The sequence below is a fragment of the Streptomyces sp. NPDC002463 genome (assembly GCF_042889835.1).
Classification (GTDB): Bacteria; Actinomycetota; Actinomycetes; order Streptomycetales; family Streptomycetaceae; genus Streptomyces; species Streptomyces nymphaeiformis.
This window is the reverse complement of record NZ_JBIARL010000026.1, coordinates 1-13,341: the sequence shown is the minus strand read 5'-3', so window position 1 is coordinate 13,341 and position 13,341 is coordinate 1. Positions and strand designations below refer to the sequence as shown.

Annotated in this window: 11 protein-coding genes and 1 rRNA gene; 8 read left to right on the top strand and 4 right to left on the bottom strand. The window is 71.9% G+C overall.

Annotated elements, in window-relative coordinates:
- Positions 1 to 28: 28 nt before the first annotated feature.
- Entirely contained in the window at positions 29 to 1,030 is a 1,002-nt protein-coding gene (locus ACFYX3_RS36010; RefSeq protein WP_359517738.1) for a bifunctional lytic transglycosylase/C40 family peptidase, read from the bottom strand.
- Between the two features lie 376 nt (positions 1,031 to 1,406).
- Here ACFYX3_RS36010 and ACFYX3_RS36005 point away from each other — a divergent pair, with 376 nt between their 5' ends.
- From ACFYX3_RS36005 to ACFYX3_RS35980, 6 genes are all read left to right on the top strand, one after another.
- Positions 1,407 to 1,715, top strand: coding sequence for a hypothetical protein (locus tag ACFYX3_RS36005; protein ID WP_116159777.1), 309 nt, complete (start codon positions 1,407 to 1,409; stop codon positions 1,713 to 1,715).
- A 99-nt stretch (positions 1,716 to 1,814) separates the two neighbouring features.
- Positions 1,815 to 2,651: a hypothetical protein gene (locus ACFYX3_RS36000; RefSeq protein ID WP_389022997.1), complete on the top strand. Its 837-nt coding sequence runs from the start codon at positions 1,815 to 1,817 to the stop codon at positions 2,649 to 2,651.
- Entirely contained in the window at positions 2,641 to 3,969 is a 1,329-nt protein-coding gene (locus ACFYX3_RS35995; RefSeq protein WP_389022994.1) for a hypothetical protein, read from the top strand. Before ACFYX3_RS36000 ends, ACFYX3_RS35995 begins: the two co-directional genes overlap by 11 nt.
- A complete protein-coding gene (locus tag ACFYX3_RS35990) occupies positions 3,966 to 5,519 on the top strand; it encodes an SCO6880 family protein (protein WP_389022992.1) in 1,554 nt (517 codons plus the stop codon). Before ACFYX3_RS35995 ends, ACFYX3_RS35990 begins: the two co-directional genes overlap by 4 nt.
- Positions 5,520 to 5,539: 20 nt before the next feature.
- Positions 5,540 to 6,934 carry an ATP-binding protein gene (locus ACFYX3_RS35985; RefSeq protein ID WP_116159781.1) on the top strand — a complete coding sequence of 465 codons (1,395 nt, stop codon included), beginning with the start codon at positions 5,540 to 5,542 and terminating at the stop codon, positions 6,932 to 6,934.
- A complete protein-coding gene (locus ACFYX3_RS35980) occupies positions 6,935 to 8,464 on the top strand; it encodes a type VI secretion protein (RefSeq protein WP_389022988.1) in 1,530 nt (509 codons plus the stop codon).
- Positions 8,465 to 8,521: 57 nt separating this feature from the next.
- Here the strand turns inward: ACFYX3_RS35980 and ACFYX3_RS35975 are convergent, their stop codons facing one another.
- Entirely contained in the window at positions 8,522 to 9,109 is a 588-nt protein-coding gene (locus ACFYX3_RS35975) for a GNAT family N-acetyltransferase (protein WP_389022985.1), read from the bottom strand.
- A 138-nt stretch (positions 9,110 to 9,247) separates the two neighbouring features.
- Between ACFYX3_RS35975 and ACFYX3_RS35970 the strand changes: the two genes are divergently transcribed.
- Complete coding sequence (locus tag ACFYX3_RS35970; protein ID WP_389022982.1) at positions 9,248 to 10,474, top strand: sensor histidine kinase; 1,227 nt, start codon at positions 9,248 to 9,250, stop codon at positions 10,472 to 10,474.
- The gene (locus ACFYX3_RS35965) at positions 10,471 to 11,142 is read left to right on the top strand and encodes a response regulator (RefSeq protein WP_389022979.1); all 672 of its coding nucleotides are present in this window, start codon (positions 10,471 to 10,473) and stop codon (positions 11,140 to 11,142) included. Before ACFYX3_RS35970 ends, ACFYX3_RS35965 begins: the two co-directional genes overlap by 4 nt.
- Positions 11,143 to 11,171: 29 nt before the next feature.
- On the opposite strand, the gene ACFYX3_RS35960 is transcribed toward ACFYX3_RS35965, so the two are convergent.
- Both ACFYX3_RS35960 and rrf read right to left on the bottom strand, forming a co-directional pair.
- The gene (locus ACFYX3_RS35960) at positions 11,172 to 13,157 is read right to left on the bottom strand and encodes a pentapeptide repeat-containing protein (protein WP_389022976.1); all 1,986 of its coding nucleotides are present in this window, start codon (positions 13,155 to 13,157) and stop codon (positions 11,172 to 11,174) included.
- A gap of 91 nt (positions 13,158 to 13,248) precedes the next feature.
- A 5S ribosomal RNA gene (gene rrf, locus ACFYX3_RS35955) occupies positions 13,249 to 13,341 on the bottom strand; the annotation flags it as partial.

The window sequence follows — 13,341 nt, the reverse complement described above, 5'->3', positions numbered from 1 at the left end:
ACGGCACTCGACGGCCCGTCCGCTCCCCTCAGGCCTGCGGAAGATGGGTGGGCAGCGCCGCCGCGCCCTCGCTGGTGACCCGGGTGGCGCCGAAGTAGTCAGGGGTGTCGATCCGGTCGAATCGGATCACGGCCCCGGTGCGCGGGGCGTCGATCATGTAGCCGCCGCCGACGTAGATGCCGACGTGCCGGATGGCCCGCGAGTTGGTCAGGTCGTCCGAGAAGAACACCAGGTCGCCCGGGAGCAGCTCGCCCCTGCTGGGGTGCGGGCCGGCGTTGTACTGGTCGTTGGCGACGCGCGGCAGCTGCACGCCGACGGTGTCGTACGCGGCCTGGGTGAGCCCGGAGCAGTCGAACCGCCCGTTCTGCGCGGCCGTGCCCGTCCCGCCCCAGAGGTACGGGGTGCCCAGCTTCCCCTGCGCCCACTGGATGGCCGCCGCGGCCTGCTGCGAGGGCGCGAGACGGCCCGCCGGGCGGGCGAAGCTCTTCTCCAGGGACCGGATGATGCGCACGTAGTTCTGCGTCTCGCTGATCGGCGGCACGCCGCCGTGCCGGATCACCCGGTACGCGCCCGCGTTGTACGCGGCCAGCATGTTGCTCGCCGGGTCCCCGGGCACGTCCTTCACATAGCGCGCGAGTTCGCAGTCGTACGAGGCGGCGGAGGGGATGGCGTCCTTCGGGTCCCAGATGTCCCGGTCGCCGTCCCCGTCGCCGTCGATGCCGTGCCCGGCCCAGGTGCCGGGGATGAACTGGGCGATGCCCCGGGCGTCCGCCGGGGAGACGGCCCGCGGGTTCCAGCCGCTCTCCTGGTAGAGCTGGGCGGCGAGCAGGGCCGGGTTGATGGCGGGGCACAGGTTCCCCCACCGCTGCACGAGGCCCTGGTAGAGGGCGGGGACGGAGCCCTTCGCGAGGGCCACGGCGCCGTTCTTGGCGCCCGCACCGCCGGCGATCCCGGCCGCCGCGGAGTACGTGCCGACGACGAGCAGTGCGACGAAGCCGAGACAGACCCCCAGGGTCCCGCCGGCCCACATCCACGCCTTGCCAGCCCTACGCACCGTCAACCACCCCTCGGTTCATGGCAGTACGCCCGGACGGTCAGTCTAGGCGGCGGGGTGCCCCCGAGGGGCGCCTCGCGCACACTTCGTCCGACGCGGCCCCAAGAGTGCAACAACGACAATCATTGCCCGGAGTCACTCTCCGTGATACACAGAGTGACCATACGCTTCTTCGCATAGAAACCGGCCACACCACCGCAGGTCAAGACGGTCAGATCGGTCAAGTGTGCGGGGATCGGGTAAAGAGAGCCGCCAAGCCGTCACACGTGAGCGGTTTCATCAGCGAAGATAGGGCGATGACCCATGCCGTCCGGCAGGGGCGACCAAGTACCCAACAGGGGCGGTGAGTTACATGTACCTGGCGGCCGAGAAGGGCGACATCTCCACCATCATCGGTGGAATCGCCCCGAACTGGGGGCCTTTCGGGAGCCTCGGCGCCGAGGCCAAGGTGATGATCGAGGTCGTGATGGCCGTGGCCATCCTGCTCTGCCTCGGCATCGCCATCTGGGGAGCGGCCAAACAGCGCATCGGCGCGACCGCCCTCCGTGACACGTTCAGCGCGGAACAGGGCAAGGGCCTGATCGTCGCCGGTCTGACCGGCGTCTTCATCATCGGATCGCTGGGGACGCTGTTCACCATCGTGTACGGGATGGCCGTCTGATCTCCCGTCGGACCCGACCTTCCTGAGAATGCGTTCCCTGATGCCCAGTCATGGTGAAGCACGGCCGTACCCGCGAACGAGTGAGGGGGCGTACCCGGCATGAGTCCCGGCGACGAGCACGACAGCTTCGGCGGCGTGGGCGGCTCGGGCCAGACCCGGACCCGCCTGCCCGAGGGCAACAGCGGCGACGTCTACGGCGGCGCCCGCCGCCCCGTCCGCAGCTCCCGATCCCTCCTCACGGTCGTGGGCGTGGTGGTCGTCCTCGTCGCCGCCATCGCCTTCGCCAACCGCGGCGGAGGCGAACCCGCGGACGCGGCCGGCGCCCGCTCCGGCACCCCGGGCAGGACGGCCCCCACCTCCGCGACGGGCGTCCGCCCCGTCACCGGCAAGAACGGCACGATCCCCACGGGCTACGCCCACGACGACCAGGGCGCCCAGAGCGCGGCGACGAACTTCGCGGTGGCGCTGGGGTCGGTGGAGATGTTCCAGGACGGTCCCCGCGAGAACATCGTGCGCGCCATCCACGACCCCGCGATCGCGGACGGCCTCGTGCGGCAGCTCGACGCCGCCTACACGGCCGACTTCCTGGCGGGCATCGGGCTCGACGCGAACGGCGCCGCCCCCTCCGGTCTGACCTTCGTGTCCCGCACGATCCCGGTCGGCACCAAGGTCAAGGACTACACCGGCACCTCCGCGACCGTCGAGGTCTGGTGCACCGGCCTGGTCGGCCTCGCCGGCCAGGGCTCGACCAAGCCCGTCACGTCCACCTGGTTCACCCTCACGGAGAAGCTCAAGTGGGTCGGGGGCGACTGGCGCCTGGAGTCCTCCACGCAGGCCGAGGGCCCCACCCCCGTCAACGGCGACAACCGCGCCTCCACCGCTGACGAGATCGCCGCGGCCGTCGAGGGATACGGAGGCTTCACCTATGCCCGCTAGCCGAAGCCTCGCGAAGCGCGCGACCGCAGCACTCGCCGTCGCCCTCCTCAGCGCACCGCTGCTGTTCGCCTCCACCGCCCAGGCGGCGCCCACGCCGACCCCGGCGGGACCGACGCCGACGCCGAGCGCGAGTGACAACCCCTGCGCGCTCATCGTCGGGCAAGCCCGTGAGCTGTGCGAGAAGGGCCAGACGGGCGGCACAAACGGTGGCTCCTCCGTCACCGATCCCACCTCCGCTCTCGACCCGCTCACCTCCCTTTCCCACGGCTTCGCCGACGCCGCCGTCACGACGATCGACTACCTCTCCAAGGCCGTCAAAGAGACCGCCGACGTCGACTTCACCAACATGCAGTTCCTCGGCCGCTACGCCATCGTCTTCGCCGCCGCCACCTTCCTCACCCTCCTCCTCTGGCTCCTCGCCGTCGCCAAGCGGGCCGTCCGTGGCGTCCCCCTCACCACGGCCCTCTCCGAGGCCATCGGCTTCCTCTGGCTGACGGTCCTCGCCTCCGCGTTCACGCCCCTGATCCTCTACACCGTCGTCAACGCCACCGACGCCATCACCGAGGTCATCGCCTCCGGCACCGGCCAGCAGACCGACATCTTCTTCGGCAGCTTCAAGGAGGCCCTCCAGAAGGGCGACAGCATCGGTGGCGGCCCCATCATGCTGATCATCGTGTCCCTGGTGACCGTCCTCGCCGCCGGCGTGCTCTACCTGGAGCTGTTCCTCCGCGCCGTCCTGCTGTACGTCGGCGCCCTGCTCGGCGTCGTCGTCTACTCCGGTCTCGTCGACAAGAACATGTGGGGCCACGTCCGCCGCTGGGCCGGCATCATGATCGCGGTCATCCTGGTCAAGCCGGTCATCGTGATCGTCCTCGGCCTCGCCGGCGCGCTGTCCTCCGACACCGGCCCCAACTCGGTCTCCGCCGTCGTCTCCGGCCTCTCGATCATCCTCCTGGCCATCTTCGCCTCCGCGATGATCTACCGCTTCGTCCCCGGTTTCGGCGACGAGATCGCCGCCTCCCGCAACAACCGCCTCCACCGCGCCGGCGAGAACGCGGCCGCCGCCGTCATCTCCTCCCCCGCGTCCCTCGTCTCCCAGGGCATCAAGACCCACAGCACCCGCGACAGCGGCGGCGGCCAGTCCTCCGGCTCCGCCCCCCGCCCCGCCAACCCCGTCTCCGGGGGCATGGCCGCGCACAGCAGCCGCGGCGGAGGCGGCGGCACCGGCGGCGGCTCCACGCCCCCGCCCCGTAGCAGCAGTCCCACCGCGGGTACCCCGCACAGCAACCGCAAGAACTCTGGAGGTGCAGGGCGTTGACGACCCAGTCCCAGCCGGTCGCGCCCCGCCGCACGTATCTCGTCGGCCGTGCCCGGCCGAACGCGATCGTCGGCAAGAACCGTGAGACCGGCGAGATCGCCCTGATCATCGTCGGCGCCTTCCTCGGCATGATGAGCGGACTCCTCGTCCCCGCCCTCCCCCTGCGGATCGCTCTCCTCGCGGGCCTGCCCATGCTCGCGATCGCCGCCGTGTACCTCCCGTACAAGCACCGCACCTTCTACAAGTGGTTCGAGATCAACCGCAGCTACAAGCGGATGCTCAAGCGCGGCACGGCCTACCGCTCCATCGCATCCGAGGCCGGCACCCGCCTCGACGGCCGCGAGGTCGAGATCGGCCCGCCCCCCGGCATCGGCAACGTCGGCTGGCTCGCCGCCCCCTTCGGCCCGGACGAGATCGCCGTCCTCCTGCACGCCGACCGCCGCACCGTCACCGCCGCCATCGAGATCGAGGGCCCCGGCGTCGGCCTGCGCGACAGCGAGGACCAGGAGGCCCTCGTCGACCGCTTCGGCACCCTCCTCAAGCACGTCGCCAACGGCGACGGCTTCGTCACCCGCCTCCAGATGCTCGCCCGCACCCTCCCCGCCGACCCCGACGCCCACGCCAAGGACGTCGCCCAGCGCGGAGACACCCATGCCCCCACCTGGCTCCAGGAGTCCTACGACCAGCTCCAGTCGATGGTCTCCACCTCCAGCGAGCAGCACCGCGCCTACCTCGTCGCCTGCATGCACTACACCCGCGAGCTCGCCGCCGAGGCCAACGCGATGGCCCGCGCCGCCCGCCACGCCTCCGGCGCCCGCAAGCTCGACCGCGACGCCGGCCTCGCCGTCGTCATGGCCCGCGAGCTCACCGACATCTGCGCCCGCCTCGCCGAGGCCGACATCCGGGTCCGCCAGCCCCTCGGCCAGTCCCGGCTCGCGTCCCTCGTGCACTCCATGTACGACCCGGACCACCCCATCGACCACATCCAGGCCATGACGAAACGAAACGCTTGGCCCGCCGAACTGGACGCGATGGAGCCGACGTACCTCCAGGCCAAGACCCGCGAGTCCTCCACCCGCGCCCCCTGGTGCCACGCCACCGCCTGGATCAAGGAGTGGCCGATGACCCCCGTCGGCGTCAACTTCCTCGCCCCGCTCCTCGTCCACACCCCGGACGTCATCCGCACGGTCGCCGTCACCATGGACCTGGAGCCCACCGAGGTCGCCATCGAGCGCATGCTCACGGAGAAGACCAACGACGAGGCCGACGCCAGCCGGGCCGCCAAGATGAACCGCACGGTCGACCCGCGCGACATCGCCGCCCACGGCCGGCTCGACCAGCGGGGTGAAGATCTCGCCAGCGGCGCGGCAGGAGTGAACCTCGTCGGGTACATCACGGTGTCGTCGCGTTCGCCCGAGGCCCTCGCCCGGGACAAGCGCACGATCAGGGCCTCCGCCGGCAAGTCGTATCTGAAACTGGAGTGGTGCGACCGCGAGCACCACCGGGCCTTTGTGAACACCCTGCCGTTCGCGACCGGCATCCGCCGCTAGGGCCGAAGGGGCACAGACCCATGCGAGATCCGCTGTCCGTCCTCACCGAAGCCTTCACCTCCTTCCTCTTCGGGAAGGTGGAGACGACCCGCCTGCCCGTCCGCACCTCCACCGGGCAGGCCCAGGCCGTCTACCTGCCGACCGCCGCGCCCGGCCTCGGCGACTCCGGCGTCATCATCGGCCGCGAGGTCTACAGCGGGAAGGGCTACATCTACGACCCCTTCCAGCTGTACGGGCAGCAGCTCCCCGCCCCGCACTGGCTGGTCCTGGGCGAGTCCGGCAACGGAAAGTCGGCCCTCGAGAAGACGTACGTCCTCCGCCAGCTCCGCTTCCGCGACCGGCAGGTCGTCGTCCTCGACGCCCAGGGCGAGGACGGCGTCGGCGAATGGAACCTCATCGCCCAGGAGCTGGGGATAACTCCCATCCGCCTGGACCCGATGGTCGCCAACGACGCCGGGATCCGCCTCAACCCCCTGGACCCGTCGATCACCACGACGGGCCAGCTGGCCCTCCTCCGCACCATCATCGAAGTGGCGATGGGCCACGGCCTCGACGAGCGCTCCGGCTTCGCGCTCAAGGTCGCCCACGCGTACGTCACCGAGCACACCACCGACCGGCAGCCGATCCTCACCGACATCGTCGAGCGCCTGCGCCACCCGGAGGCCGAGTCGGCGGAGGCGATGAACGTCGACATAGACGATGTGCGGGCCTGGGGCCTGGACGTCGCCCTCGTCCTGGACCGCCTGGTCGACGGCGACCTCAGGGGCATGTTCGACGGCCCGACCACCGTGGGCATCGACCTCGACGCCCCGCTCATCGTCTTCGACCTGTCCCACATCGACCGCAACTCCATCGCCATGCCGATCCTCATGGCGATCGTCGGCGTCTGGCTGGAGCACACCTGGATCCGCCCCGACCGGAAGAAGCGCATCTTCCTGGTCGAGGAGGCCTGGCACATCATCAACAGCCCCTTCGTGGCCCAACTGTTCCAGCGACTCCTGAAGTTCGGCCGCCGCCTCGGCCTGTCCTTCGTCGCGGTCGTCCACCACCTCTCCGACGTCGTCGACGGAGCAGCGGCAAAAGAAGCAGCGGCGATCCTCAAGATGGCCTCCACCCGGACCATCTACGCCCAGAAGGCCGACGAGGCACGCAACACCGGCCGGGTCCTCGGCCTGCCCCGCTGGGCGGTCGAGATCATCCCGACCCTCACCCCCGGCATCGCCGTCTGGGACGTCAACGGCAACGTACAGGTGGTCAAACACCTCATCACCGAGAAGGAACGCCCGCTCGTCTACACCGACCGCGCCATGACGGAGTCCTCCGTCACGGACCCGGAACTGGAGTGGGAGACCGAGCAGCGGGCCATCCTCATCGAGCAACAGATGAACGGCACTTCGCAGTCGACGGTGGCGTAGATGGAACCGGAACGGAAGGGAGGAGGGGGAGGGATCTCCGACGGGCTGCTCCTCAGCCTGTTCGCCCTCCTCCTCGGCCTCACGCTCCTGGTGTGGACGGCGACCGGCCTCGCGGGCCTCTTCGCCCACGGCGCCTGGCCGAAGGACGTCGCCTTCACCGGCACCCCCTCGGCCCTCCGCTCCCTGGCGACGGCCCCGACGGACCTCCCGTCGGCCTGGCCGTCCACCCCGCCGAACCAGCTCTCGGGGTACGGCCTCTTCTGGGGCCTGCTGATCGGCGAGGCGATGATCCTCATGGTCCTCGCCGTCTTCGTCCTCGGCACCCTGACCCGCTGGCGCGCGGTCCGCGCGAAGCGGAAGGCGGGGGCGTACGGCGCGCGCCCGAATCCGGTACGGGAGGACGCGGGCGTACGGGAGGAGCCGGCCGCGCCCCCGGCCCAGCGCCGCCCGGCGGAGGAGCAGCCCCCGCCGCCACGCCGGCCGACGGAAGAACAGTCCCCGGCAAGGACGGAGGCGACCCCGCCGGTCACCCCGGCCCCCATAACCATCCCCGGCACCGTCTACGGCCCCCCGGAGACCCGTCGACCGGCCGCCGTGCAGGCGATCCTGGACGCGGAGGGCCCCGTCCTGGTCGTCACCTCCGACCCCGCCGTCTGGTCCTCGACGAAGGACGCCCGCGGCAAACTCGGCCCGGTCCTGGTCCACGACCCCGGCCACCTCTGCGACACCCCCGCCCGGCTCCACTGGTCCCCGGCCGAGCACTGCGAGGACCCGGCGGTGGCGCAGCAACGCGCGATCGCCCTGCTCGCCCCCGTACGCCCGCACGCCCGCCTGGACGCGGCCACCGCCGACACCGCGGAGACCCTCCTGCGCTGCTGGCTGCACGCCGCGGCCGTCGACGGCCGGCCGTTCCGGCAGGTCCACCGCTGGGCGCAGGGCGCGGGCGCCCACGAGCCCGTACGCATCCTCCGCAGCCACCCGAAGGCAGCCTCGGGCCTGGCGGGCGTCCTGGAGTCGGCGCTCACCGCGCACCCCGAAACCCGCCGCCTGGCGCAGGAACTGACGGTCCGTGCGCTGGAGGTCCTCTCCTCGGTCCACATCAGGGAGGCGTGCGTACCGAATCGAACTGATTCGCTGGCGCTCGCATCTTTCCTCGATGAAGGGGGCACCCTCTACGTGGTGGGCGAGGCGATCGAGGATCCCCGCACCCACCCCGGCGCGATGCCGCTCCTCACGGCCCTCGCCGCAAGCGTGGTCGAGCACGGCCGCCGCATGGCCGCACGGTCATCCGACGGTCGGCTCGACCCACCACTGACCCTCGTCCTCGACGACGTGGCCGCGGTGGCCCCCCTCCCCCAACTCCCGGACCTCCTGACCACGGGCACGGCCCAAGGCCTCCTGACGCTGGCCCTGATGCGCTCCGAGGAACAGGCAAAGTCCCGCTGGCCGAATCCCGTCGTGGGCAATCGTTCCTCCCCCGGACTTCGTCCGGGAGGTGCCCCCAGGGCGATGGGGGTCCCCCCTGCTTGAGCGAAGCCGAGAGCTCGGGGGAGGGTGGGCACAACCGAACGGCGCCCCTGGCCGGGCCTAGGCTCCCGCGCCTGACCCCGCACCCGAAGAGGGCCGCACCATCTCGTACTCCAGTTCCTGGGCCGTGTCGTCCCCCGGCACCGCGACCCTCTCGCCGGTGGCGACGAACCCGAACCGCCGATAGAACGCGGCCGCCCGCCCGTTCTCCTCGTGGACATACAGCCGCACCCGCTCGATCACCGGCTCCGACAGCGACCACGACCACTCCACACCCGCCCGGAACAGCGCGTCGACGACCCCCGTCCCGCGCGCCTCGGGCCGTACGTACACCGCGACGATGTGCGTCTGCTCGGTCTTCGCCGCCTCACCGAACCGCACCTCGTCCGAGGGCCGTTCCACGAGCAGCGAGATCGTGCCGACCCAGCTGCCGTCCGGGGTCTCGGCCACGAACTGCCGGACCTTCCCTTCGCCGCTCTCGGACGCGCCCTCCGCCCGCTCCTTCCAGAAGGCGTCGGGCCGCTCGACGGCGTCCTCGTACGTGTCGAGGAACGCCAGGTGCGCGATCGGGTCCTGGAGGGCGGCCAGCCGGATCTCGCGGGTCTTCTCCCACTCGTCGGCGCGGATGGTGCGTATCGAATAGTCCATGCCGCCGATCCTGACGAGCCCACCACCCCTCTGACAAGGCCATTTCCCCCTCCGTAGTACCGGGGTACGACCCGCACCCCCCGCACACCCGCCCCAGGTCCGACGCCCGGCCCCGCCCGCCATGGGGATGATGACGGGGTGACCCCGGAGGAGACACCGCAGCCGCTGCCCGCCACGACGGGCCCGAGCCGGCACGCCCAGCGCCTCCTCGCCCGCGTACGGGCCTTCGACACCCGCCACCCCTGGGTGTGGGACGCCACGGTCACCCTCACCTGGACGGTCGCGGCGTTCGTGGACGCCGCCGGCGGCTGGCGGACCACGGCCCGCGACCCGTCCGTCCCGGTCTGGCTGGTGGTCACCCTGTCCCTGGCGCTCTCCGTGCCGCTGTACTGGCGCAGGCGCCACCCGACGGCCGTCCTGGCGGTGATGGCCTGCGCGACGCTGGTCGGCGACGCCTCGGGGGCCTTCCTCCAGGCCGCGTACCTCCAGATGCTCCCCGTCTTCCACATCGCGCTCAGCCGCCCGCCCCGCGCACTCCTGGGGGCCCTGGCCCTGCTCCTGCCGCCGCTCGTGACGGGCGCGGTCCGCTTCCCCTCGGGCGCCGTGGACCAGCGCGTCGTCCCCGCCCTGTGGGCGTACGCCCTGGCCGCCCTCCTCGGCATCGCGGTCCGCTCCCGCAGGGACGAACGAGCCCACGAGGTCCGCCTCGCCGCCACCGCCGAACGCGCCCGTATCGCACGCGAGATGCACGACATCATCGGCCACAACCTGGCCGTCATCACCGGCCTGGCGGACGGCGGCCGGTACGCGGCGGCGAAGAACCCGGAGCGCGCCACCCAGGCCCTCGAAGCCATCGGTACGACGAGCCGCCAGGCCCTCGCCGAACTCCGCCGCCTCCTCAGCGTGCTCCACGACGAGAGCGACGAGGGCCACGAGGGCCACCGGAGCGACGAACCGGCAGCCCGCACCCCGCAGCCCGCCCTGACCGACCTGGAACGCCTCATCACGGGCGTACGGAAAGCCGGCCTGCCGGTCCGGGCCGAGCTGTCCCCGCCCGGCCCCGCCCCCCTCTCGGCGGGCGCTCAACTGACGGTCTACCGAGTGCTCCAGGAAGCCCTGACGAACACCCTGAAGCACGCGGGCCCCGGCGCGACGGCGTCCGTCCGCCTCTCGTACGGCCCCGGGGCCCTGGAGATGGTCGTCACCGACACCGGCACACGGTCGACCGCGCCCGGCCGGGGCCACGGCATCACCGGAATGCGCGAGCGCGCGGCCCGCTACGACGGCACACTCGAGACCGGCCCGCTGCCGACCGGCGGCTGGCGGGTCGCGCTCCGCATCCCCCTGGAGGACCCGCCCCCGTGACGACCGTACTCATCGCGGACGACCAGCCGATGCAGCGCCTCGGCTTCCGCATGCTGCTCGAAAGCCAGGACGACATGACGGTCGTCGGCGAGGCGTCGAACGGCACGGAGGCGATCCGCCTGGTCGACCTGCACCACCCGGACGTCGCCCTGATGGACATCCGGATGCCCGGCCTGGACGGCATCGAGGCCACGCGCCGCGTCGTCGCCACGGGCGCCCGCACCCGGATCCTGATCGTCACGACCTTCGACCTCGACGAGTACGCGTACGACGGCCTCCGCGCCGGCGCGAGCGGCTTCCTGGTGAAGGACGCCCAGCCGGAGGAGCTCCTGGCGGGCATCCGCGCGGTGGCCGCCGGCGACGCGGTCGTCGCCCCGAGCCTCACCCGCCGCCTCCTGGACGCCTACATCCACCATCTGCCGGCGTCCGCGACCGCCCGGCCCCCCGAGGAAGACCCCCGTCTCGCGCCGCTCACGGACCGGGAGCGCGAGATCCTCACGGTCATCGGCAGGGGCTGGAGCAACGCGGAGATCGGAGAACGCCTCCATCTCGCGGAATCCACGGTGAAGACCCATGTGGGCCGCATCCTCGCCAAGACCGGCACCCGCGACCGCGTCCAGGCGGTGATCCTGGCCTACGACACGGGCCTGGTCACCCCGGCGCCATGACCCTGGGACCGCGAACCCCGGGGGCCGTGTCAGTCCCCTGTCACTGCCTCCTCCCACACCGCGGTCCTGCGGTCCACGCCGTCGAGGCGCGCGCCCGTCAGATCGGCGCGGGTGAGGTTCGTCCGGGTGAGGTTCGCGGCGGGCAGTTGCTTCCCGTCGTCCTTGCTGAGGTCGGCGCCGACGAGCCACGCACCGGTCAGATTCGCGTCCGTGAGGTTGGCCCCGGACAGCTCCGCGCCGGGAAGGCTGACGGCGCCGTCGTCGGGGGAGTTGAGCGAGGCCCCGCTGAGGTCGGCGCCCGTGAGGTCCGCGTGGTCGAAGTCGGCGCCGTCCCACCAGACGTTCACCATGTCGGTGCCGATGAACTCCGAGCGCCCGAACCGGCCACCCGTCAGCAAGGCCCCGCGGAGGGTCGCGCCGCCGAACCACACGTTCTCGAACTCCCCTCGCAGCTGGGCGAACGTGAGGTCGGCATCACGGAAGTCGGCGTCGCTGAAGTCCCCGTCGGTGAAGTCGGCCCCGACCAGATAGGCCCGGTGCAGATCCATGACCCCCTCCCCCTCCACCCCGATGGGCCGCGACCCCAGCACCTTCAGGGCCGCCTGCACGTCCTCGGGCGGCCTCGTGTCGACGTTCTTGTGTGCGGCGTCCACCTTGGCCTTCGCCGGAGTCTTGGCCTTGTCCCGCACATAGGCGCACAGGATCTCGACGATCGCGGGCTGCTCCCGGGGCGAGTCCTTCATGATCCGCTGCAGGGCGTAGATGCTGCTGATCCGGACGTTCACGGAGTCGTCGCCCAGATTGGCGACGGTGTCGTTGTAGCTCGACGCCACCTGGTCCCGCTCGGTCACCTTCAGCGTGTCCCGGGCCTGGCTGATCGTGATCGCCGTGAACGCCAGCGCGAGCAGCGCCGGAATCGTCGGCAGCGCCGTCGCGATGGCCGTGTACCGCTGCCAGCGCCCGGCGTCCGCCGGCGCCCCTGCCGACCCGGCCGGCGGGACGGGCCCGGGCGGCGGCGGCACCGGGACGAGGAGCGAGGCGTCGAGCAGCGCGAGCCACCGGGAGGCGTGCAGCCTGTCCTGCAGCTGCGCGAGCAGCCGTACGAGATCGGGCAGCGCGGCCGGCACTCCCTCCCGCAGCACCCGGCCCGAGGCCTCGTGCAGCGTCGCGGCGACGCGCCCGCCGTGCTCCTCCAGCTCGGCCCGCCGCTCGGTGTCCGCGGGCGGCCCGCACCGGGCGAAGTCCCGCAGGGCGGACCGCAGTTCCGCGACGGCCTCGTCGAGGACGGACGCCTCGGGAGCGGGCGTACGAAGGGCCTCGCGGCACGCGCCGAGCGCCGCGAGACAGGCCGACAGCGGCGGCTCCTGCCGCGCCCACACCGCGAACTCCCGCACGGCGGCCCGGCGGATCCACCAGGCGCCGACGACGAGCGCGGAGGCGACCCCGAACGCGAATCCGAGCTCGGCCCCGGCCCACCAGGGGACGAAGTCCTCCTCACAACCCATCAGAAGGGACCAGCCCGCGCAGTCCCCCGATCCGTCGACGAACCCCCTCTGGCCGAACCACCCGTCAAAGGCCCAGTAGGGGCTCAGGAACCAGTCCCCCGGACCGTTCTCGACGTACGGGTACGCCACCACCCACGTCCCCAGCACGAGCCCCCCGACGAGCAGCAGACCCGGCACACCGCCGGCCCACACCCGCCGTCCCCACCGCAGAACCCTCGCCGTACGGTCCGCCTCGACCAGCCGCGGCAGCAGGTCGCCCAGGGGTGTCGCGCTCGGCACCCCCTGGTGTCGGCGCAGGGCCACCACCGCCCGCACCGCGGGCCGCAGCGCCTCCGGCCTCCCCCGCACCAGCCGGCGGGGCACCAGCAGAACCCGGCGCCCCGTACGCCGGTGCGGATCCCGGTACGCCGCTCCCCGTGCCACACCACGCCAGAGCAGCACGATCACCAGACTGGTGACGCACACCCCCAGAACGGCCCGGACCCAGTCGCCCCAGGACGCGAAATCCACCTCTGCGTTCCCCCCGGCTCGCATATGTCTGCCCCAGAACGCAAAAATGCCTCAACCCCCGGACGGTGTCCAGGGGTTGAGGCTAAAAATTGTTCGGCGGCGTCCTACTCTCCCACAGGGTCCCCCCTGCAGTACCATCGGCGCTGAAAGGCTTAGCTTCCGGGTTCGGAATGTAACCGGGCGT

Excerpts from the sequence above, each read along its gene's own strand:
- ACFYX3_RS36010 (WP_359517738.1), bottom strand. The coding sequence starts at position 1,030 with ATGTGGGCCGGCGGGACCCTGGGGGTCTGTCTCGGCTTCGTCGCACTG.
- ACFYX3_RS36005 (WP_116159777.1), top strand. The coding sequence starts at position 1,407 with ATGTACCTGGCGGCCGAGAAGGGCGACATCTCCACCATCATCGGTGGA.
- ACFYX3_RS36000 (WP_389022997.1), top strand. The coding sequence starts at position 1,815 with ATGAGTCCCGGCGACGAGCACGACAGCTTCGGCGGCGTGGGCGGCTCG.
- ACFYX3_RS35995 (WP_389022994.1), top strand. The coding sequence starts at position 2,641 with ATGCCCGCTAGCCGAAGCCTCGCGAAGCGCGCGACCGCAGCACTCGCC.
- ACFYX3_RS35985 (WP_116159781.1), top strand. The coding sequence starts at position 5,540 with ATGCGAGATCCGCTGTCCGTCCTCACCGAAGCCTTCACCTCCTTCCTC.
- ACFYX3_RS35980 (WP_389022988.1), top strand. The coding sequence starts at position 6,935 with ATGGAACCGGAACGGAAGGGAGGAGGGGGAGGGATCTCCGACGGGCTG.
- ACFYX3_RS35975 (WP_389022985.1), bottom strand. The coding sequence starts at position 9,109 with ATGGACTATTCGATACGCACCATCCGCGCCGACGAGTGGGAGAAGACC.